The sequence below is a fragment of the Pseudomonas sp. E141 genome, from assembly GCF_052659885.1.
Map to the genome: position 1 here is coordinate 412,050 of NZ_CP084024.1, position 20,720 is coordinate 432,769.

At 61.9% G+C, this 20,720-nt stretch carries 19 protein-coding genes; 9 read left to right on the forward strand and 10 right to left on the reverse strand.

The annotated features are described in order from the left end of the window. Positions 1-9: 9 nt before the first annotated feature. Entirely contained in the window at positions 10-567 is a 558-nt protein-coding gene (locus tag GKKCFE_RS01735) for a DUF4136 domain-containing protein (RefSeq protein WP_047227405.1), read from the forward strand. A gap of 294 nt (positions 568-861) precedes the next feature. Here the strand turns inward: GKKCFE_RS01735 and GKKCFE_RS01740 are convergent, their stop codons facing one another. After that, on the reverse strand, positions 862-1,716 hold the full coding sequence (locus tag GKKCFE_RS01740) for a MaoC family dehydratase (RefSeq protein ID WP_139048470.1): 855 nt from the start codon (positions 1,714-1,716) through the stop codon (positions 862-864). A 2-nt stretch (positions 1,717-1,718) separates the two neighbouring features. Beyond that, on the reverse strand, positions 1,719-3,071 hold the full coding sequence (locus GKKCFE_RS01745) for a 3-oxoacyl-ACP reductase (RefSeq protein ID WP_076382814.1): 1,353 nt from the start codon (positions 3,069-3,071) through the stop codon (positions 1,719-1,721). Positions 3,072-3,216: 145 nt separating this feature from the next. Here GKKCFE_RS01745 and GKKCFE_RS01750 point away from each other — a divergent pair, with 145 nt between their 5' ends. Further along, the gene (locus tag GKKCFE_RS01750) at positions 3,217-4,494 is read left to right on the forward strand and encodes an acetyl-CoA C-acetyltransferase (RefSeq protein WP_047227408.1); all 1,278 of its coding nucleotides are present in this window, start codon (positions 3,217-3,219) and stop codon (positions 4,492-4,494) included. On the opposite strand, the gene GKKCFE_RS01755 is transcribed toward GKKCFE_RS01750, so the two are convergent. Further along, positions 4,481-5,509 carry a bile acid:sodium symporter family protein gene (locus GKKCFE_RS01755; RefSeq protein ID WP_445577419.1) on the reverse strand — a complete coding sequence of 343 codons (1,029 nt, stop codon included), beginning with the start codon at positions 5,507-5,509 and terminating at the stop codon, positions 4,481-4,483. The two genes, GKKCFE_RS01750 and GKKCFE_RS01755, sit on opposite strands and share 14 nt — an antisense overlap. Positions 5,510-5,588: 79 nt before the next feature. Here GKKCFE_RS01755 and GKKCFE_RS01760 point away from each other — a divergent pair, with 79 nt between their 5' ends. Both GKKCFE_RS01760 and GKKCFE_RS01765 read left to right on the forward strand, forming a co-directional pair. Then, complete coding sequence (locus tag GKKCFE_RS01760) at positions 5,589-6,380, forward strand: AraC family transcriptional regulator (RefSeq protein ID WP_076382810.1); 792 nt, start codon at positions 5,589-5,591, stop codon at positions 6,378-6,380. A 225-nt stretch (positions 6,381-6,605) separates the two neighbouring features. Beyond that, a complete protein-coding gene (locus GKKCFE_RS01765; RefSeq protein ID WP_047227411.1) occupies positions 6,606-7,499 on the forward strand; it encodes a PA4780 family RIO1-like protein kinase in 894 nt (297 codons plus the stop codon). Positions 7,500-8,676: 1,177 nt separating this feature from the next. Here GKKCFE_RS01765 and cueR read toward each other — a convergent pair. From cueR to GKKCFE_RS01780, 3 genes are all read right to left on the reverse strand, one after another. Then, entirely contained in the window at positions 8,677-9,090 is a 414-nt protein-coding gene (gene cueR / locus GKKCFE_RS01770; protein ID WP_047227412.1) for a Cu(I)-responsive transcriptional regulator, read from the reverse strand. Continuing rightward, on the reverse strand, positions 9,087-11,480 hold the full coding sequence (locus GKKCFE_RS01775; RefSeq protein WP_107321490.1) for a heavy metal translocating P-type ATPase: 2,394 nt from the start codon (positions 11,478-11,480) through the stop codon (positions 9,087-9,089). Before GKKCFE_RS01775 ends, cueR begins: the two co-directional genes overlap by 4 nt. Before the next feature lie 128 nt (positions 11,481-11,608). Then, the gene (locus GKKCFE_RS01780) at positions 11,609-11,992 is read right to left on the reverse strand and encodes a hypothetical protein (protein WP_047227414.1); all 384 of its coding nucleotides are present in this window, start codon (positions 11,990-11,992) and stop codon (positions 11,609-11,611) included. 148 nt (positions 11,993-12,140) lie between these two features. Between GKKCFE_RS01780 and GKKCFE_RS01785 the strand changes: the two genes are divergently transcribed. Next, positions 12,141-12,338 carry a heavy-metal-associated domain-containing protein gene (locus tag GKKCFE_RS01785; RefSeq protein ID WP_417695863.1) on the forward strand — a complete coding sequence of 66 codons (198 nt, stop codon included), beginning with the start codon at positions 12,141-12,143 and terminating at the stop codon, positions 12,336-12,338. A gap of 96 nt (positions 12,339-12,434) precedes the next feature. Next, on the forward strand, positions 12,435-13,637 hold the full coding sequence (locus GKKCFE_RS01790; RefSeq protein WP_445577420.1) for a multidrug effflux MFS transporter: 1,203 nt from the start codon (positions 12,435-12,437) through the stop codon (positions 13,635-13,637). A 1-nt stretch (position 13,638) separates the two neighbouring features. Here GKKCFE_RS01790 and GKKCFE_RS01795 read toward each other — a convergent pair whose 3' ends face one another. After that, the gene (locus GKKCFE_RS01795; RefSeq protein ID WP_171061426.1) at positions 13,639-13,809 is read right to left on the reverse strand and encodes a hypothetical protein; all 171 of its coding nucleotides are present in this window, start codon (positions 13,807-13,809) and stop codon (positions 13,639-13,641) included. A gap of 222 nt (positions 13,810-14,031) precedes the next feature. Continuing rightward, positions 14,032-15,045: a zinc-binding alcohol dehydrogenase family protein gene (locus GKKCFE_RS01800; RefSeq protein WP_047227417.1), complete on the reverse strand. Its 1,014-nt coding sequence runs from the start codon at positions 15,043-15,045 to the stop codon at positions 14,032-14,034. Between the two features lie 113 nt (positions 15,046-15,158). Between GKKCFE_RS01800 and GKKCFE_RS01805 the strand changes: the two genes are divergently transcribed. The 3 genes from GKKCFE_RS01805 (at position 15,159) to GKKCFE_RS01815 (ending at position 18,495) form a co-directional block, all read left to right on the forward strand. Beyond that, positions 15,159-16,088 (forward strand): LysR family transcriptional regulator, encoded by a 930-nt coding sequence (locus GKKCFE_RS01805; RefSeq protein WP_047227418.1) that lies wholly within the window; start codon positions 15,159-15,161, stop codon positions 16,086-16,088. Between the two features lie 201 nt (positions 16,089-16,289). Then, a complete protein-coding gene (locus tag GKKCFE_RS01810; protein ID WP_047227419.1) occupies positions 16,290-17,024 on the forward strand; it encodes an ArsR/SmtB family transcription factor in 735 nt (244 codons plus the stop codon). 88 nt (positions 17,025-17,112) lie between these two features. Beyond that, on the forward strand, positions 17,113-18,495 hold the full coding sequence (locus GKKCFE_RS01815) for an MFS transporter (protein ID WP_445577421.1): 1,383 nt from the start codon (positions 17,113-17,115) through the stop codon (positions 18,493-18,495). Between the two features lie 120 nt (positions 18,496-18,615). Here GKKCFE_RS01815 and GKKCFE_RS01820 read toward each other — a convergent pair whose 3' ends face one another. Together GKKCFE_RS01820 and GKKCFE_RS01825 are read right to left on the reverse strand one after the other, a co-directional pair. Next, positions 18,616-19,569 (reverse strand): adenosine deaminase, encoded by a 954-nt coding sequence (locus tag GKKCFE_RS01820; RefSeq protein ID WP_076386484.1) that lies wholly within the window; start codon positions 19,567-19,569, stop codon positions 18,616-18,618. A gap of 83 nt (positions 19,570-19,652) precedes the next feature. Beyond that, complete coding sequence (locus tag GKKCFE_RS01825) at positions 19,653-20,618, reverse strand: 2-oxoglutarate and iron-dependent oxygenase domain-containing protein (protein WP_305467289.1); 966 nt, start codon at positions 20,616-20,618, stop codon at positions 19,653-19,655. Positions 20,619-20,720 lie beyond the last annotated feature (102 nt).

Genomic DNA, 20,720 nt, shown 5'->3' on the forward strand with positions numbered 1-20,720 from the left:
AGAAAAACCATGTTTCGCCGTATCGCTCTACTGGCTTTTACCCTGTTGCTCGGCGCCTGTGCGGGTACCCCGGTCAACCACGACTTTGACACCAGCCGGGATTTCTCGGCTTACCGCAGTTGGAGCTGGAAAGAGCCGGCGCTGCAATATCGTCCCGATGATCCGCGCATCAAGAGCGACCTGACCGAACAGCGGATCCGCCAGGCGGTTGCCGATCAACTCGACCAGCGCGGTCTGCGCCCGGCCCAGGCTGGCGGGCGAGGGGATGTGATGGTCCAGGCCTACCTGATCGTCGAGGATCGCCAGCAACAGATTACGACCAACTACGGCGGTGGTTGGGGCAGCCCTTGGAATGGCTATTGGGGCGGGCCGATGTACAACGAAACCCGCAACATCAGCTACAAGGTCGCCACGGTGCAGATTGACCTGCTCGATGGCAAGGACGGCAAGCTGGTGTGGCGTGGCAGTGATGAGCGAATGCTCAGCAACTCGCCCAATCCGACGGATCGCAGTACCGCGGTGCGTGAGACGGTTGCGCGGATCCTGGCGAACTATCCACCGCGGTAGACGGATTCAGCATCGAAGCCAACTGACCCACCGCTATCGCGAGCAGGCTCGCTCCCACAGGGATTTGTGCCGAACGCAGACCCCATGAACACCCGAGAACCCATGTGGGAGCGAGCCTGCTCGCGATGACGGCGGCCCATTCAACATCGATGCAAGCTGACCCACCGCTATCGCGAGCAGGCTCGCTCCCACAGGGGATTTGTTTCGAACGCAGGCCCCATGAACGCCCGAGAACCCATGTGGGAGCGAGCCTGCTCGCGATAGCCATCGCACATTCAACAAAGATGCCGGTCCTCAGCCAGCCGGCCGCCAGCTCCCCACCATATGCTCCAAGTCCCCCGAACCGATCAATCGCAAGTCCCCACTGGACCCCGCGGCACTCGCCAGCAGTGTCACTTCGCTGGGCAGGCGCACCGGCTTCTTGAAGGTGACATCGATCTCGACGTTGGCATCGGGCAAGTGTTCGTCCAGCGCCGCCAGGGTCCTGGCCTTGTTCCACAGGCCGTGGGCGATGGCGGTGGGGAAGCCGAACAGCCGTGCGCTGAGGCCGCTCAGGTGGATCGGGTTGTAATCGCCGGACACCTTGGCATATTGCCGGCCAATGTCAGCCGGCGCGGTCCAGTGCGCCACTTCAGTCAATGCCTGGATCTCTTGCAGCGGCTCTTCCACCAACGCGCCGTCAAGCTGGACGCCCTTGCAAAGCATCTGGCTCTCAGCCTCCCACAACGGCCCCAATTGATCATCGATGCGAGTCACAAGGTCGAACACCGCGCCCTTGGGGTGAGCTTGCAGATTCTGCACGTTGACGCGAGCCTGCACTTGGCTGACCCCGCCCATGGGCCGCAGTAGGCGGATGCGATTGCTCAAGTGGATCAGCCCCAGCAACGGGAACGGAAAGTCCCGGGCGGTGAGCAATTGCATCTGCAGGGCAAACGCCAGTACGTGGGGGTAGGTCGGCGGCAGCAGTCCGTTTTCGGCAAAACCGCAGACTTTGCGATAGGCCGCCAGGCGTTGCGGATCGACCTGTATCACTTGGCGCAGTCCGTCCTGGGGCAAGGTTTTTCCAGTGACCTTGCGCCGTGTCGCGGCTTTCACGTACAGCGAGGACATACCGGGCGCGGCGTTTACTTCATGCCATTGGATCGTCATGGTCATGCTCCCAGGAGGCTTTGCCCGCACACCCGCAGCGTTTGGCCGGTAACGGCGCCCGTCCCCGGCTGGGCGAGCCAGGCCACGGCTTCGGCGACGTCCTGTGGCAGGCCGCCCTGGCCCAGGGAACTCATGCGCCGCCCGGCTTCGCGCAGGGCGAAAGGGATGTCGGCGGTCATGCGGGTTTCAATGAAACCCGGGGCTACGGCGTTGATGCTGATCCCCCGAGGTTGCAGGACCGGCGCCCAGGCCTGGGCCAGACCGATCAACCCGGCCTTGCTCGCCGCGTAATTGGTCTGGCCGCGATTGCCGGCGATGCCGCTGATGGACGCCAGCAGAATCACTCGGCCATTGTCCCGCAGAGTGCCACTGTCGAGCAGGGCCTTGGTCAGCACCTGCGGCGCGTTGAGGTTGACCGCCAGCACCGCGTCCCAGAATTCCGGGGTCATGTTGGCGAGCGTCTTGTCCCGGGTGATGCCAGCGTTGTGCACCACGATGTCGATGCCGTCGGGCAGGTGTTCAGTCAACTGTGTAGCGGCGTCTTCAGCACAAATGTCCAGCGTCACGCTGCGCCCGCTAAGGCGCGCAGCCAGGGCTTCGAGATCGGCCTTGGCCTGCGGGACGTCCAGCAGGATCACGTCGGCGCCATCGCGGGACAGGGTTTCGGCAATGGAGGCGCCGATCCCGCGGGCCGCGCCGGTGACCAGAGCCTTGAGGCCGGTGAGCGGACGCGTCCAGTCCTGGACCTGGGCCTGGCAGGCATCAAGGCGAATGACCTGCCCGGAAACGTAGGCGCTCTTGGGCGACAGGAAAAACCGCAGCGCACCTTCCAGTTGGGCCTCGGCGCCGTCACCCACATACAGCAATTGCAGCGTCCCGCCGTGGCGCAACTCTTTGGCCAGGGAACGGCTGAAGCCCTCCAAGGCCCGCTGCGTGCTGGCGGCAAACGGATCGGCGAGACCTTCCGGAGCGCGGCCGAGGATGACGACATGGGCGCTGTGGTCGAGGTTCTTCATCAGGGGTTGGAAGAACTCGCGCAGTTGCTTGAGCTGGTCGGCCTGCGCCAGATGACTGGCGTCGTACACCACCGCCTTGATTTTCGGACCGTGACCGGGGATCCATTCGGTGGCCAGTGTCGGTTCGCCCCCGTAGATGAAGATCGCATCGGTCAGGCGCTTGGCAAATGCGCCGATCTGTTCGGTCAACGGCCCGCCGCCCAACAGCAACGCACCTTCGATCGGCCGCAGCCGCCCGGCCTGCCAGCGCTCCAGGCGGGCCGGCGATGGCAGGCCCAGCGCACCGACCAGACGCAGGCCCAGGGGCGAATTGGCGAAGTCGATATAACGGTCTGACATGGAACACACTCCGGCTGATGAGGTTCAAAGTGTGGACCATGATTGGCAATCAGTCGTTCGATTGGCCAGATAAAGCCTAAGCTTGTGCGGGAGCCGGGTTTCCGCAGGCCCATTGGCGCATCCGGACATACACAGGGAGTTCTTCATGACACAGCTACGCCGCGTCGCGATCATTGGTGGTAACCGCATCCCCTTCGCCCGCTCCAACGGGGCCTATGCCACCGCCAGCAACCAGGCGATGCTGACCGCCGCGCTCGAGGGGCTGATCGAGCGCTATAACCTGCATGGCCTGCACATCGGTGAGGTGGCCGCCGGTGCGGTGCTCAAGCTTTCCCGGGATCTGAACCTGACCCGCGAATGCGTGCTCGGCTCGCGGCTATCGCCCACCACCCCGGCCTACGATCTGCAACAGGCTTGCGGCACGGGGTTGGAGACTGTGCTGTTGACGGCCAACAAGATCGCCCTCGGGCAGATCGACAGTGCCATTGCCGGCGGCGTAGACACCACCTCGGATGCGCCGATTGGCGTCAACGAAGGGCTGCGCAGAATCCTGCTGCAAGCCAATCGCGCCAAAACCACCGCTGAGAAAATCAAGACCTTCCTGCAACTGCGTCCCCAGCACCTCGTTCCCGAACTGCCGCGCAATGGCGAGCCACGAACCGGCCTGTCCATGGGCCAGCACTGCGAACTGATGGCTCAGACCTGGCAGATTCCCAGGGAGGAGCAGGACCAATTGGCCCTGGAAAGTCATCAGAAAATGGCCGCGTCCTACGCCGAAGGCTGGCAGAACGATTTGATGACGCCGTTTCTCGGCCTGACACGGGACAACAACCTGCGTCCGGACCTGACCCTGGAAAAACTCACCGCCCTCCAGCCGGCCTTCGAAAAAAGCGCCAAGGGCACGATGACGGCGGGCAACTCCACACCATTGACCGATGGCGCGTCACTGGTGTTGCTGGGCAGCGAAGAGTGGGCCAAGTCCCGGGGGTTGCCGATCCTGGCGTATGTGCGCGACGGCGAAACGGCAGCGGTGGATTTCGTCAACGGAGCAGAAGGGTTGTTGATGGCGCCGGCCTACGCCGTGCCTCGGTTACTGGCGCGCAACGGCCTGACGTTACAGGACTTTGATTACTACGAGATCCACGAGGCATTTGCCGCTCAAGTGTTATGCACACTCAAAGCCTGGGAAGACCCGGATTATTGCAAGACGCGACTGGGCCTCGACGCTCCGTTGGGCAGCATAGACCGCAGCCGGCTGAACGTGAAAGGCAGCTCCCTGGCCGCCGGCCACCCGTTTGCCGCCACGGGTGGAAGAATCGTCGCCAACCTCGCCAAGTTGCTGGACGCGGCGGGGCGGGGCCGCGGTCTGATTTCCATCTGCGCGGCCGGTGGCCAGGGTGTGACGGCAATCATTGAGCGTTGAGGGACGCCTCGCGTTGTTGATGAATGAGTTCCCGTTGGCGGTTGGCGTAGCGTTCGGCCAGGATCGAACAGACGATCAGCTGCAACGGGTGATAGATCATGATCGGCAACAGGATCAGCCCCAGGCCGGGGTTGTTGCCGAAAATCAACGCGGCCATCGGCACCCCGGCCGCCAGGGATTTCTTGCTGGCGCAGAACACCGCGGCAATCTCATCGGCGTTGCTGAACCGCAGGACCCGGGCGGTACGGGTGGTCATCCACAAAATGATTGCCAGCAACACGGCACTGCCAAGCAATGCACTGAGCAGCACAGTGTTGCCTTGTTGTTGCCAGATCCCGGACACCATCGAATTGCAGAACGCCGCGTAGACCAGCAGCAGGATCACCAGTTTGTCGATGATGCTGGTGTAGCGTTTGTACCGCCCGAAAAAACCGGCCAGCCAGCGGCGCAGTAACTGTCCGAGCACCAGCGGCAGCAGCAACATCAGGCAAAGGTCGAGCAAAGTCGCACCCAGATCGATACCCCCGGCGCCGCTGCCGACCACGAAACTGACCAGCAGTGGCGTCAGGAAAATCCCCAGCACGCTGGACAGGCTCGCGTTGAGAATCGCCGCCGGTACGTTACCGCCGGCGCTGCCGGTCAGGGCCACCGAGGATGAAATGGTCGAGGGCAGGACGCACAGGTAGAAGAACCCCAGCATCAGCAGTGACGGCACATGGCGGCCCAGAAGCCAATCGCTGACCAGCCAGATCAACGGAAACACGCCGAAGGTAAAGAGCTGCACCATCAAGTGCAGTCGGGTGTTTCTCAGACCGTGGCGGATCTGCTCGCCGGACAGGTTTATCCCGTGCAGGAAGAACACGACAAAGATGCCGATATTGACCACCCACTCGGCATGCATGGAGCCACCCGTGGCGCCAAAGCTGGGAAACAGATACGCCAGCAACGTGGCAAGCAGCATGCCGCACAGGAACCAGTCGGTTACCAGGCGTTTGAGGTGTCTGAAAATGTGCATACGGCACCGCAAGTTGTAAGAAAAGTCGACTTAGCCTAACGTCGGCACTTGCAGCCGTCTTGCGACATAAGGCCAATCCATGCCGACTAACGGACACCAACAACTCGAAAGACGCATTCCCGACCTGACGGAATTGCCCAGGCCGCTTTATGCCCGTGTCGAAAGCTTGAGCGCCGGTTCGTGGACCCAGGCCCATCGTCATGATTGGGTGCAGTTTTCCTACGCCATCAGTGGCGTGCTGGGTGTGCACACCGCCGAAGGCAGTTTTTTCGCCCCGCCACAATGGGCCATCTGGATTCCTGCCGACCTGGAGCATCATGTGGTGACCTCCACCCGGGCAGAAATGCGCAGCCTTTATGTCCGTCGCGAAGCCTGTCCGTGGGCCGATGAACGCTGCCGAGTGCTGGAGGTCACGCCGCTGGCGCGGGAGCTGATCAAGGCTTTTTGTCAGTTGCCGGCCGATTACGCTCAGGGCGATACCCAGCAAGCGCGACTGGTGCAAGTGTTGCTGGACCAGTTGGCAACACTGCCGGAGGTTGGCTTTTGCCTGCCACTTCCCCGGCATGCGCGTCTGCTGGCGTTGTGCAACGAGCTGATCGAACAGCCCGACCAGAACGTGACTTTGCAAGTGTGGGCCGAGCGCCTGGGCACATCGGAAAAAACCCTGATGCGTCTGTTCCAGCGCGAAACCGGCCTGAGCTTTCGCGCCTGGCGCCAGCGCACTCGGTTGTTGTCGTCCTTGGGGTCGTTGGAAAAAGGCGATAGCGTGACCGGCGCGGCGTTGTCCTGTGGCTACGATTCCACGTCCGCTTTCATAGTGGCGTTCAAGGGGATGTTTGGATTGACCCCGGGGGAGTTGTTTAAACATTGAATCAGCTGCACTGGGCATGGCTGTCAGCTCTTGTCGCAAATGCCTTTGCATTCAGTTGCCAACGCTATGCGCTGTCTCGGCTATGATTCGGCTCGGTCGATTAATCCGGCACATTGTGTGCATCGAAGGGTTCATAAGTCGGCAACCCCTCCCCGTGGAGGGAGGATTGCCGTATAACGACTGTCATTCGCGTGTTCGGTAATAAAGGACCCACAATAAAAGCTGATGAAGACTCCAAAACGCATTGAACCCCTGATCGAGGACGGTCTGGTCGACGAGGTGCTGCGCCCACTCATGAGTGGTAAAGAAGCAGCTGTTTATGTGGTGCGCTGCGGCAACGAGTTACGTTGCGCCAAAGTCTACAAGGAGGCGAACAAGCGAAGTTTTCGTCAGGCGGCCGAATACCAGGAAGGCCGTAAGGTGCGTAACAGCCGCCAGGCCCGGGCCATGGCCAAGGGCTCCAAGTTCGGGCGCAAGGAAACTGAAGACGCCTGGCAGAATGCCGAAGTGGCGGCGCTGTTCCGGTTGGCCGGCGCGGGCGTGCGAGTGCCCAAGCCGTACGACTTCCTCGAAGGCGTGCTGCTGATGGAACTGGTGGCAGACGAATACGGCGATGCGGCACCGCGTCTGAACGATGTGGTACTGGAGCCGGATCAGGCCCGTGAGTATCACGCGTTCCTGATCTCCCAGATCGTGTTGATGCTGTGTACCGGTCTGGTGCACGGTGACCTGTCGGAGTTCAACGTGCTGCTTACGCCGACGGGCCCGGTGATCATCGATCTGCCGCAGGCGGTGGACGCCGCTGGCAACAATCACGCCTTCAGCATGCTGGAGCGGGATGTGGGCAACATGGCGTCCTACTTCGGCCGGTTTGCCCCGGAGCTCAAGCGCACCCGGTACGCGAAGGAAATGTGGGCGTTGTATGAGGCCGGCACCTTGCACCCGGCCAGCGTGCTGACCGGCGAGTTCGATGAGCCGGAAGAACTGGCGGATGTCGGCGGGATCATGCGTGAAATCGAGGCTGCCCGTCTGGACGAGGAACGCCGCCAGGCCGTCCGCGCCGCTGACGACGCTCCACCCGGCAAAACCGAAGAACCGCCTCCGCCCTGGATGCAGTGAGCGCTTGACCAGAAACCCGGCCCAGGCCGGGTTTTTTGTGGCCGCCCAAAAAATCCCACAGTGTTTTTGTGAGGCCGCCACCAACTCCCACCTTGGTTCTCGGGTGTGCATGGATCCTGCGTCCTGCACAAATCCCCTGTGGGAGCGAGCTTGCTCGCGATAGCGGTGTATCAGCTTGCATGGATGTAGGATGTGCCGGCGTCATCGCGAGCAGGCTCGCTCCCACATTGGTTCTCGGGGGTATATGGATCCTGCGTCCTGCACAAATCCCCTGTGGGAGCGAGCCTGCTCGCGATAGCGGTGTATCAGCTTGCATGGATGTAGGATGTGCCGGCGTCATCGCGAGCAGGCTCGCTCCCACATTGGTTCTCGGGGGTATATGGATCCTGCGTCCTGCACAAATCCCCTGTGGGAGCGAGCTTGCTCGCGATAGCGGTGTATCAGCTTGCATGGATGCAGGATATGCCGGCGTCATCGCGAGCAGGCTCGCTCCCACATTGGTTCTCGGGGGTATATGGATCCTGCGTCCTGCACAAATCCCCTGTGGGAGCGAGCTTGCTCGCGATAGCGGTGGATCAGCTTGCATGGATGTAGGATGTGCCGGCGTCATCGCGAGCAGGCTCGCTCTCACATTGGTTCTCGGGGGTATATGGATCCTGCGTCCTGCACAAATCCCCTGTGGGAGCGAGCCTGCTCGCGATAGCGGTGTATCAGCTTGCATGGATGTAGGATGTGCTGGCGTCATCGCGAGCAGGCTCGCTCCCACATTGGTTCTCGGGGGTATATGGATCCTGCGTCCTGCACAAATCCCCTATGGGAGCGAGCCTGCTCGCGATAGCGGTGTATCAGCTTGCATGGATGTAGGATGTGCCGGCGTCATCGCGAGCAGGCTCGCTCCCACATTGGTTCTCGGGGGTATATGGATCCTGCGTCTTGCACAAATCCCCTGTGGGAGCGAGCTTGCTCGCGATAGCGGTGGATCAGCTTGCATGGATGTAGGATGTGCCGGCGTCATCGCGAGCAGGCTCGCTCCCACATTGGTTCTCGGGGGTATATGGATCCTGCGTTCGGAACCAATCCCCTGTGGGAGCGAGCCTGCTCGCGATAGCGGTGTATCAGTCTGCATGGATGTAGTATGTGCCGACGTCATCGCGAGCAGGCTCACTCTCACCTTCGCTCAAGCATGCACTGTCTTCTCGCAACACCCCGACGCCAGTTCCTTGAGAATCGGGCAGTCCGGGCGGTGGTCGCCGTGGCAGTGTTCCACCAGGTCCTGGAGGGTGTCGCGCAGTTCGGCCAGTTCGCGGATTTTCTGGTTCAGTTCGTCGATGTGTTGCCGGGCCAGGGCCTTGACGTCGGCGCTGGCGCGTTGGCGGTCCTGCCAGAGGGTCAGCAATTTGCCGACCTCTTCCAATGAAAACCCAAGGTCCCGGGAGCGCTTGATAAAGGCCAGGGTGTGCAGGTCATCGGCACCGTAGATCCGGTAGCCGCTGTCGGTGCGATGAGCTGCCTTGAGCAGGCCAATGGATTCGTAGTACCGGATCATCTTCGCACTCAGGCCGCTCTGGCGGGCCGCTTGGCCGATGTTCATCGCTTGTCCTCCAGGTGTTTGGGTGTCCAGAGTTTCAACAGTAACGCGTTGCTCACCACGCTGACGCTCGACAAGGCCATGGCCGCGCCGGCCAACACCGGGTTGAGGAAGCCGAATGCCGCCAGGGGAATACCGATCAAGTTGTAGACGAATGCCCAGAACAGGTTCTGACGGATCTTGGCGTAGGTCTTGCGGCTGATCTCCAGCGCCGCGGGCACTAGCCGTGGATCACCGCGCATGAGGGTAATACCGGCGGCGTGCATTGCCACGTCTGTGCCGCCGCCCATGGCAATGCCAATGTCTGCGGCGGCGAGGGCCGGGGCGTCGTTGATGCCGTCGCCTACCATGGCCACCACCGCATGGGTCTTCAACTGTTGGACGATGGCGGACTTGTCGGCCGGCAGTACTTCGGCATGAACGTTGGCGATGCCCAATGCCTCGGCCACCACCCGGGCACTGCCGCGGTTGTCGCCAGTCAGCAGGTGGCTGCCGATATGGCGTTCATTCAGGGCGTGTACGGCCGCCAGGGCGCCGGGCTTGAGTGTGTCGCCGAAAGCGAACAGGCCCAGCACCCGTGGCGTGGCGTTTTGCTCAATCAGCCAGGACAGGGTTCGGCCCTCGGTCTCCCAGGCCTGGGCCGACTCGCTCAGCGAACCGGGGGCCAGGCCCAGTTCGTCCAGCAAACGTCGGTTACCGAGGGCCAGACGCTGTCCGTCCAGGCTGCCGGCAATACCGCGTCCGGTCAGCGACTGGCTGTCGTTGATGTCCGGGACAACCAGGCCGCGCTCCGCACACGCATCCAGCACCGCCTTGGCGAGGGGGTGTTCGCTGCCGCGTTGCAGGGCGCCGGCCATTTGCAGCAGCTTGTCTTCGTCACCGTCCAGAGCGCTCAAGTGGGCGATGCGTGGTGTGCCGGAAGTCAAGGTTCCGGTCTTGTCGAACACCACGGTGTCGACTTCATGGGCGCGCTCCAAGGCCTCGGCATCCTTGATCAGGATTCCATGGCGGGCAGCCACCCCGGTGCCGGCCATGATTGCCGTGGGTGTCGCCAGACCGAGGGCGCACGGGCAGGCGATCACCAGCACGGCGACAGCGTTGATCAGTGCCGTCTCCAGGGGGGCGCCATACAACCACCAGCCGATCAACGTCGCCAATGCCAGCACCAGCACGACCGGCACGAAGACCTGGCTGACTTTATCCACCAGCTTTTGAATGGGGGCCTTGGCTGCCTGGGCGTCTTCCACCAGGCGGATGATGCGCGCCAGGACGGTTTCCGTGCCCAGGGCCAGGGTGCGCACCAGCAGGCGGCCTTCGCCGTTGATGGCACCGCCCGTCACCTTGTCGCCGGGCTGTTTGGGCACCGGCAGGCTTTCGCCACTGATCAAGGCTTCGTCAGCGTGACTCTGGCCTTCCAGCACTTCGCCGTCCACCGGGAAGCGTTCGCCGGGCTTGACCAGCACCCGATCATTCAAGCGCAGGGCGCTGATGGCGACGTCCCGCTCCTGCCCGTCAATGACCTGAATCGCCCGCTCCGGTCGCAAGGCTTCGAGGGCACGGATAGCACTGGCGGTTTGGCGCTTGGCGCGGCTTTCCAGGTATTTGCCGAGCAATACCAGGGCAATCACCACGGCCGAGGCCTCGAAATACAGGTGCGGCATGCTGCCAGGGCGGGCAATGGCCCATTCATAAATGCTCAAGCCATAACCCGCGCTGGTGCCCAGGGCCACCAGCAGATCCATGTTCCCGGCCCCGGCACGCACGGCCTTGTAGGCCGCGATATAGAAACGCGCACCGAAAATGAACTGCACCGGCGTCGCCAAAGCGAATTGAACCCAGGCCGGCAGCATCCAATGCACGCCAAACGGTTGCAAAAGCATGGGCAGCACTAACGGTACGGACAGCAAAATCGCCAGCACCAAGGCCAGGCGCTCGCGATTCAGGCGATTGCTTTGTGCGTCATGGGGTTGCTCGGCCTGCCAGACACTGGCGTCATAACCGGCGCCCTTGACCGCATCGATCAGGGTTTGCGGGTCGACCCGGCCGAGCAAGTCCAGGTGGGCCCGTTCGTTGGCGAGGTTGACGCTGACACGGTTCACCCCGGCGACTTTGCTCAGGGCGCGCTCGACCCGGCCGACGCATGAGGCACAGGTCATTCCCTCGATGGACAGTTCCAGCGTCTGGACGGGGACACTGTAGCCGGCCTGTTCGACGGCCTGCATCAAGGCTGGCAGGCTGCCCTCGGGCGCCTGGATCCGCGCCTGTTCGGTCGCCAGGTTCACGCTGACGGCGCTGGCCCCTGTGACGTTGCTCAAGGCGCGCTCGACCCGCCCGGCGCAGCTGGCACAGGTCATCCCGGCAATCGGCAGATCGAAAAGGGTGGATTCAGACATCGGACAGGCTCCCTGTAGTGAATGACTACAGGATCAACCTTGCCACGCCGGGAAGGTCAAGCGCTAATCCAAACGCTTGCACACACACCTTGTGGGAGCGGGCTTGCTCCCACTTTTTATCTAAGGGGTCAATAACCCAGCTCAGCCGGCTTGAGATACATCCCTTCCTGGGTCATGGCAATGCGGAACTTCAGTATGTCGCCAGCCTTGAGCGTCACATCCTGCGACCCCGGCGCAAGCATGCCCGGGCTGCAGCCCGGCGCCTGGCCTGGCAGCAGCTTCAAGCGCAAGGAGAATTTTCCGGGTGGCAGGTTGAAGGAGGTGCTCTGTTCCTGGAACAAACGCCCCGAGAGCTGATCGCCGATATAGATGCCGATTTCGCAGGAAGTCGGCACTTCCAGGCGCTCGCGGGAAATGATCAGCACGCCGTAGTCTTCGCCGACGGCCAACGCCTGAGGGCTCACCGCTGACAAACCGAGCATGCAAAACAGGCTGAACGCTGACCAGCGCATGGCTGAACCTCCGGTGTGAAATCCTTGATGTGTGCAGCTTGGCCGAGCTTGGCAGCGATTGCCAGCCCGGCAGTTTTCGTCAGAACTTGACCTTTCCATGATGGCAAGCTTGAAACTGCTGGCAACCTCAATCCCAAGGAGTCATCTCATGCAAACATTCAATGTTCAGGGAATGTCCTGCGGTCACTGCGTCAAGGCCATCACCCAGGCTGTGCAGGCCAAGGATCCGGGGGCGGATGTGCAGATCGATCTGGGCGCCAGGACCGTTCAGGTCCAGAGTTCGTTGTCGGTCGATGCCGTGCTCCAAGCCATTAAAGAGGAGGGGTACGAGGCCAGTCTCGCCTGAGATTTTTTAATAGTTAGCGACCTATCGGAATGTTCAAGAGCGCCCGGCAGGGCTAGACTGTCGGGCTGCTGACTGACGCCTGAACCTGGACGCCCGATGAACTTCCGTACCATTCTGATTCTTGGCGCCTTGAGCGCATTCGGTCCCTTGGCGATCGATTTCTATCTGCCGGCTTTCCCGGCCATGGCGACCGCCTTCGGCACCGACGAAAATCACATCCAACTGACCCTGGCGGCTTATTTCCTCGGATTGTCCATCGGGCAACTGGCCTATGGGCCGGTGGCGGATCGCTTCGGACGGCGGATTCCGTTGCTGACGGGCGTCGGTCTGTTCACCCTGGCTTCTCTGGCCTGTGCCTATGCGCCGAGTCTGGAATGGCTGATCGGTGCCCGTTTCGTCCAGGCCCTGGGCGGATGCGCCGGCATGGTGATTTCCCGGGCGGTGGTCAGCGACAAATGCGACGCGGTGGGCTCGGCCAAGGTGTTCTCGCAACTGATGCTGGTGATGGGACTGGCGCCGATCCTCGCGCCGATGCTTGGCGGGCTGTTGGTGAACCTGCATGGTTGGCAATCGATCTTCATTGCCCTGACGGTGTTCAGCGCACTGGCGGCGACGGCCGTGGCATTGTGGCTGCCGGAAAGTCTGCCGGCCCATGTGCCGCGTCAACCATTGTCCGGGGCGTTGCGCCAATATGGTCGACTGTTGACCGACACGGTCTACCTCGGGCATGCCTTGACGGGAGGCATCGCTATCGCCGGGATGTTTGCCTACATTGCCGGTTCGCCTTTCGTCTTCATCAAGCTCTACGGTGTGCCGGCCGAACACTTCGGCTGGCTGTTCGGAACCAACGCGGCGGGTTTTATCCTGGTGGCACAGGTCAACGCCCGGTTGTTGTCCAAGCGTGGGCCGGCATTCCTGCTGTCGCGTGCGGTGTGGGTCTATCTCGCCGCCGGGCTGTGTTTGTTGGCGGTCAGTTCCTTGCACCCTGAGCGGTTGTGGCCGTTATTGATTCCGCTGTTCATTTGCATCGCCAGCCTGGGTTGCATCCTGCCCAATGCCTCGGCTTGCGCCATGAGTGGACAGGGTGCTCGTGCCGGTAGCGCCTCGGCGATGCTGGGATGCCTGCAGTTTTCGGTGGCCGCCGGTGCCGCCGCATTGGTGGCGGCGCTGCACGATGGCAGTGCCGTGCCGATGGCGATGGTCATCAGCCTTTGCGGGTTATTGGTGGTGGGTGCAGCGATGCTGACCCGCCGCCTGCAACAGGCCCGGACACTGGCACAAGCCAGTGGCCAGGACTGATTCAGCCGGCCGCTCGCTGCTGCTGTTCAGGGTAGCGGTGAGGTGCGTGAATACGCGCTTGCAGGGTGGTGGCGAAAGCCTGGGCCTCGGCCTCGGTGCGGAAGGTCACGACGTGTTGGTCAAGACGCACTTGCCACTGGGATTTTGCCACTTCTTTTATCAGGATCTTCATTGCTGACCTCCTCACGTAAAAGATTGTGCTGCAAAGGCCTCGAGTGTAGACCTGAATACGATCGCAATTGTGACAAGGGTCAATTCTCAGACTGACGGTGCAGGTTTTTTTTGTGGGAGCAAAGCTTGCTCGCGATAAGCGACGACTTGGCCTGACGGGGAACCGCGCGACCTTCATCGCGAGCAAGCTTTGCCTCTACGAAAAACGCCCCCTTATCGGTGGTTAGAAACCTTCAAGCACAATCTTGCCTTTGGCTTTTCCGCTTTCCAGCAAGGCATGGGCCCGGCGCAGGTTCTCGGCGTTGATGGTGCCAAAGTGCTCGCCCACGGTGGTTTGCAATGTGCCGGCATCGATTAGCGCGGCGACGCGGTTGAGCAGGTTATGTTGCTCAATCATGTCCGCCGTTTCGAACAGTGAGCGGGTGTACATGAACTCCCAATGCAACGACAGGCTCTTGCGCTTGAGCTTGGTCACATCCAGCGCCTTGGGATCATCGATCAGCGCCAGTTTGCCTTGGGGCGCCAGGGCTTCCACCAATTGATCCAGATGCAGATCGGTGTGGGTCAGGCTGGCGACATGGGTCACCTGAGCCTGGCCTGCCTGCTTTAATACATCGCTCAGCGGATGGCTATGGTCCACGACCAGATCGGCACCCAGGCCTCTTACCCAGTCCTGTGTCTGCGGCCGGGAAGCGCTGCCAATCACTTTCAGTGCGGTGAGCTGGCTGGCCAGTTGCGTCAGTATCGAGCCGACACCTCCCGCAGCGCCGACGATCAACAGGCTTTGCCCCTGATCCTCCTGGCCTTCCTGGATTTGCAGGCGCTCGAACAGCAATTCCCACGCGGTAATGGCCGTCAGCGGCAGGGCAGCGGCTTCGGCGAAACCGAGCGTCTTGGGCATCTGGCCGACGATACGTTCATCCACCACATGCAATTGACTGTTGCCGCCGGCGCGGGCAATGGAGCCGGCGTAGAACACTTTGTCGCCCGCCTTGAACAGCGTGACCTCATTGCCCACCGCCTTGACCACGCCGGCCACGTCCCAACCCAGCACTTTGGCTGCGCCGTCTTCAGGCTGGACGTTCTGGCGAATTTTCGTGTCGACCGGGTTGACCGAAATGGCTTTGACTTCCACCAGCAGGTCCCGAGGGCCGGCGGTGGGTTCCGGCAGTTCAATGTCCTGCAGCGATTGCGGGTCGGTGATCGGTAACGAATGGTAGTAGGCGATGGCTTTCATAGGGCGGCTCCTTGAAGTGAGTTCGATGAAGCCAATGGTTAGCTATTTATCGCCGAGATAAAACCGGCTAAAAGAACAGGCTCTTTCAATGTTTTTTTGATAATGAGGCCGTCATGCTTCGATTCGACGACTTGCAGTTGTTCGTCCGGGCCGCAGACCTGGGCAGCCTGTCTGCCGCGGCCAGGGTCATGGACCTGTCGGCGGCGGTGGCCAGCGCCGCATTGAAGCGGATAGAACAACACTTGGGCGCCCGGCTGTTGGCGCGCTCTACCCGCAGTTTGCGCCTGACGGCCGAGGGCGAAGGCTTCCTTGAGTATGCCCGCGCGGCGCTGAGCAGCCTCGACGAAGGACGCAGGTTATTGACCAGCGGCCAGGACCAGGTCAGCGGGGTGTTGCAGTTGTCCGCCCCCTCGGACTTGGGACGCAACCTGCTGCTGCCCTGGCTGGACGCGTTCCAGGAGGAGCATCCGGGGCTGACCGTGCGACTGCTGCTGGGTGATCGCATCGCTGATCTGTTCAAGCAGCCGGTGGACGTCGCGTTGCGTTATGGCGAGCCGGAAGATTCGAGCCTGGTGGCCCTGCCGGTCGCGCCGGATAACCGCCGGGTGCTGTGTGCATCGCCCAGTTACCTGGCTCGGCATGGCGAACCTGTTCAGTTGGAGCAACTGGCCCAGCACAATTGTCTGTTGTACATGCTCGGCACGCGGGTTCATGACCGTTGGCGTTTTCATGACGGCAAACGGGAAATGAGCCTGACCGTCAGCGGCGACCGCTTCAGCGACGATGCCGATGTGGTGCGTCGCTGGGCGGTGGCAGGCGCGGGGATCGCTTACAAGTCCTGGCTGGACGTTTCAACCGATGTGTTGGCCGGACGTTTGAAAATCCTTCTGCCGCATCTGCAATGCGAACGCGCGCCGCTCAATCTGCTGTGTGCTCACCGAGCGCAACTGAGCAAACCCATCAATCTGCTGCGGGAAATGCTCAAGCTGCGTTGTGGCCGGTTGACGGCACAATTTGCCCTCTCGACGGGGGACGACCATTAGTCGCGCGTAAATAGAGACTTTTCCCTCACGAACAATCGCCTCCAAAGGTTTCCGGAGGACAGGAAACCTCGATCCGCACGCTTATACTAGCGGCCGCCTGAAGCGGCGCGCGATTTGCGGCGGTCGAGCCGCTTTGGGCGGCCCCATTGCTGGTCACTAGCGCCAGAGCAGTAGACGAATGATTCAACAGGGAGTGAATACATGGAACATGCACCTTGCATCAGCCAGATCGCCACGCTGCTGGCCGACCCAAAACGCAGCGCAATGATGTGGGCCTTGATGGACGGCACTGCGCGGCAGGCTGAAGAGCTGGCGTTGCTGGCCGGGCTGTCGCCGTCTTCGGCCAGCGCTCATCTGGGCCGTCTGTCCGCCGGTGGCCTGTTGAAAGTCGAAGCCCGTGGCCGCAAACGGTTTTTCCGCCTGGCGGCACCCGAGATCGGCGCTGCCGTCGAAGCGCTGGCCAGCGCGACCCTGGCCAGTACGCCGCGCCAGCTTCCGGAAGTCTTCAAGCGCGGAGTCATGCCGGGCAAGGCCCCGTCGGCTCCCGCTTCGTTGATGCGGGCCAGGCTTTGCGAAGACCATCTGGGCGGCACCCTGGCGGCCGACCTGTATCAGCGCCTGCTGGATGCCGGATGGATCGAGCAGGGCGACCAGCGGGTGATCGTGACTCACAAAGGTGCCAATGAGCTGGCCGGGCACGGCCTGTTCATCCAGGCGCTGGCCCACCGCAACGCCCGCACCGCTTGTGCCTGCCCGGACTGGAGCGAGCGACGTCCGCACCTGGGGGGCGCCTTGGGTGCTGCGTTGCTGCAACTGTTCATGCAGTCCGGTTGGCTGAGCTTGCCCAACGACTCCAGGGCCTTGCAGGTAACGGTGCTTGGCCAGCAGGAAATCCATCGGTTCGCCACGCAGGACACCGTGGAAATGGCGTTCTAGGGCTGCCGACAGGTCGTATTCAGCAATAGCCTCCAGCAAGGTTCGCGCACACTCGAACCTGGGATTTTTTTGGATTGGGGGAAACAGCATGGATACTCACGGCTACAGCGCGGCGGAACGTCTGGAGCGACTGCCCATCAGCGGCTACCACCGGATTATTTTCATCATTATTGCCTTGGCGTTTTTCTTCGATTCCATGGACCTGGCCATGATGACGTTCCTGCTGGGCTCGATCAAAGCCGAGTTTGGCTTAAGCACCGCCCAGGCAGGTTTGCTCGCCAGCTCCAGTTTCTTTGGCATGGTACTGGGAGCATCGCTGTCGGGCATGCTGGCCGATCGGTTCGGGCGCAAGCCGGTGTTCCAGTGGAGCATCGTGTTGTGGGGCGTCGCCAGTTATTTGTGCTCGACCGCCCAGAGCGTCGATTCACTGATGCTGTTCCGTATCCTGCTGGGTATCGGCATGGGCATGGAGTTTCCGATCGCTCAGTCGATGCTCTCGGAACTGATCCCGGCCACACGCCGAGGCCGCTATATCGCGTTGATGGATGGCTTCTGGCCGTTGGGTTTCGTGGCGGCGGGCGTGCTGTCGTATTTCCTGTTGCCGGTGATCGGCTGGCGCGACATCTTCCTGGTGTTGGCGGTGCCGGCGGTGTTCGTCCTGGTCATTCGCTTCTTCATTCCCGAGTCGCCGCGCTGGCTGGAACAGGCCGGCCGGGGGGACGAGGCGGACGCCGTGCTCAAGCGAATCGAAGACAAGGTCCGAGCCTCGTTGGGACGTGGAGAATTGCCTGAACCGATTCGTCTGCCGAGGGGCGAGAGCACGCCGGGCAATTTCTTTTCGGCCCTGACGCAGATCTGGTCACCGCTGTATCGCCAGCGCACGATGATGATCTGGAGCGTCTGGTTCTTCGCCTTGCTCGGTTTTTATGGCCTGACGTCCTGGCTCAGTGCCTTGTTGCAGCAGTCCGGATTCGCCGTGACCCAGTCGGTGTATTACACCGTGCTGATTTCCTTGGGCGGGATTCCCGGCTTCCTCATGGCGGCGTGGCTGGTGGAGCGCTGGGGACGTAAACCGGTGTGCGTGGTCACGTTGCTGGGTGGCGGGGTGATGGCGTTTCTTTATGGTCAGAGCGCGGTGTTTGGCGGCAACGTGGGCCTGCTGATCGGCACCGGGCTTTTGATGCAGTTCTTCCTGTTCGGCATGTGGGCGGTGCTCTACACCTACACGCCAGAGCTGTACCCCACCTCGGCACGGGCCACGGGCTCGGGTTTTGCCTCGGCTGTCGGTCGCATTGGTTCGCTGCTCGGGCCCCTGGTCACCGGGTTGGTGTTTCCCATTACCGGACAGGGCGGTGTGTTCGCCCTGGGCGCGCTGTGCTTCGCCGTGGCGGCGGGGGTGGTCTGGTTGTTTGGCGTGGAGACGCGGGGCAAGACATTGGAGGAGTTGAGCGAGGGTACGGTGGCCGGGTAAACCACTTCACTCTTGTGGGAGCGAGCCTGCTCGCGATGGCGGTAAGTCAGTCGACATCGATGTCGAATGTCATGCTGCTATCGCGAGCAGGCTCGCTCCCACAAGGGGGCATCACCCGTCTTAGGGTTTTACCAGCCGTGCATCCAGGCTGTTCTGCGCCAGGCGTGTGGCCTGGTCCTGGGTCATCCCCAGATGGGTGTGCAGCGCGTGGAAGTTTTCGGTGACGTAGCCGCCGAAGTACGCCGGGTCATCGGAGTTGACCGTCACCTTCACACCGCGTTCGAGCATGTCGAGGATGTTGTGTTGCGACATGTCGTCGAACACACACAACTTGGTATTGGACAACGGGCAGACCGTCAGCGGGATCTGTTCGTCGATGATCCGCTGCATCAGTCGTTCATCTTCAATGGCCCGCACGCCGTGGTCGATGCGCTGGATCTTCAACAGGTCCAGGGCTTGCCAGATGTACTCGGGCGGGCCTTCTTCACCGGCGTGGGCAACGGTCAGGAAGCCCTCGTTGCGTGCACGGTCGAATACCCGCTGGAACTTGCTCGGCGGGTGACCCATTTCCGAACTGTCCAGACCCACGGCCACGAACGCATCGCGGAACGGCAGCGCCTGGTCGAGGGTTTTCTCGGCCTGTTCTTCGCTCAGGTGGCGCAGGAAGCTCAGGATCAGGCCGCTGGTGATGCCCAGTTGCTGTTCACCGTCCTTGAGGGCCGCGGCGATGCCGTTGAGCACCACTTCGAACGGGACGCCACGGTCGGTGTGAGTCTGCGGGTCGAAGAACGGTTCGGTGTGAATTACGTTCTGCGCCTTGCAGCGCAACAGGTAGGCCCAGGTCAGGTCGTAGAAATCCTGGGAGGTGCGCAACACGTCGGCGCCCTGGTAATACAGGTCGAGGAATTCCTGCAGATTGTTGAAGGCATAGGCCTTGCGCAGGGTGTCCACGTCGCTCCACGGCAGGGCGATCTTGTTGCGTTCGGCCAGGGCGAACAGCAGCTCGGGCTCCAGCGAGCCTTCCAGATGCAAATGCAGTTCAGCCTTGGGCAAGGCGTTCAGCCAGTCGTACATGTTCTTTTCTCATCAGCGAATCGATGGCAGGCATTCTACAGGGGCTGGCCGCAATGTCTGGTAAAACCTGACCGGCTGATCCACTACACCGCCTGTTGCTCCCGCCGATAAGCATAGGTGTCAGCGAAGCGTGACAGCAGGAATTCGGCGCAGGTGGTGGTCGGGTACTTCGGTGGGTGGCCCTCATCCTGACAACCGGGCAGGCATTGGATCTGCGTGTCGGGGTGCGGCTCGGCAAAGAACGGCATCGAGTAGCGGTCTACCCCCAGCGGGCTGATCACCCGGTGGGGGGTGGACAGGTAACGGTCGTTGCTCCAGCGCGCCATCATGTCGCCGAGGTTGACCACGAACGTGCCGTCGATGGGCGGCGCGTCGATCCATTGGCCGTTGACGTTGCGCACTTGCAGGCCACCAGCGGCGTCCTGGTAGAGCAGGGTGATGCAGCCGTAATCGGTATGGGCGCCGGCACCTTGCTGCTCGGCAGAGCTGGCGGTGTGACGCGGCGGATAGTGAATCAGGCGCAGCACGCTCACAGGCTCGGTGAAGCGCGTGTCGAAGAAGTCCCGCTCGATGCCGAGCGCCAGGGTCATGGCGCGCAGCAGGGTTTGGGCAAGGGCCTGCATGTCGCGGTAATGCTGCTCCATCAGGGGTTCCCAGCCCGCCAGGTCCGGGTGTCGGTTAGGACCGCGCAGAGGCTTGTGCGCCAGCACGTCGGGATGATCGGCCGGCAAGTGCAGGCCCATGTCGAAGGTTTCTTTCAGGTCGCTGGGTTTGGCCGGGTCCAGTTGTTCGGTGGCGACGGCGCCGTAGCCGCGATGATGGCGGGTCTGGGTGATGTCGATCCTGAGTTTTTCTTCTACCGGCAGCCTGAAGAAGCGTTGGGCATGGTCCAGGACTTCGGTGATGCGAGCCGGGCTGATGGGGTGACCCTTGATGTAGAAAAAGCCCCACTGGCGGCAGGCCTGGTCGATCTGGTTGGCGACCGATTGCCAGGCGCTGGGGCTATCGCCGTAGAGCGGGCTGATGTCGATGATGGGAAGGCTGTTCATGCGGCTTTCCTGATTGTGTGAGGGGGCCGATGTGGGAGCGAGCCTGCTCGCGATAGCGATTTGTCTGTCGACATCAACGTTGAATGTCAGTCCGCTATCGCG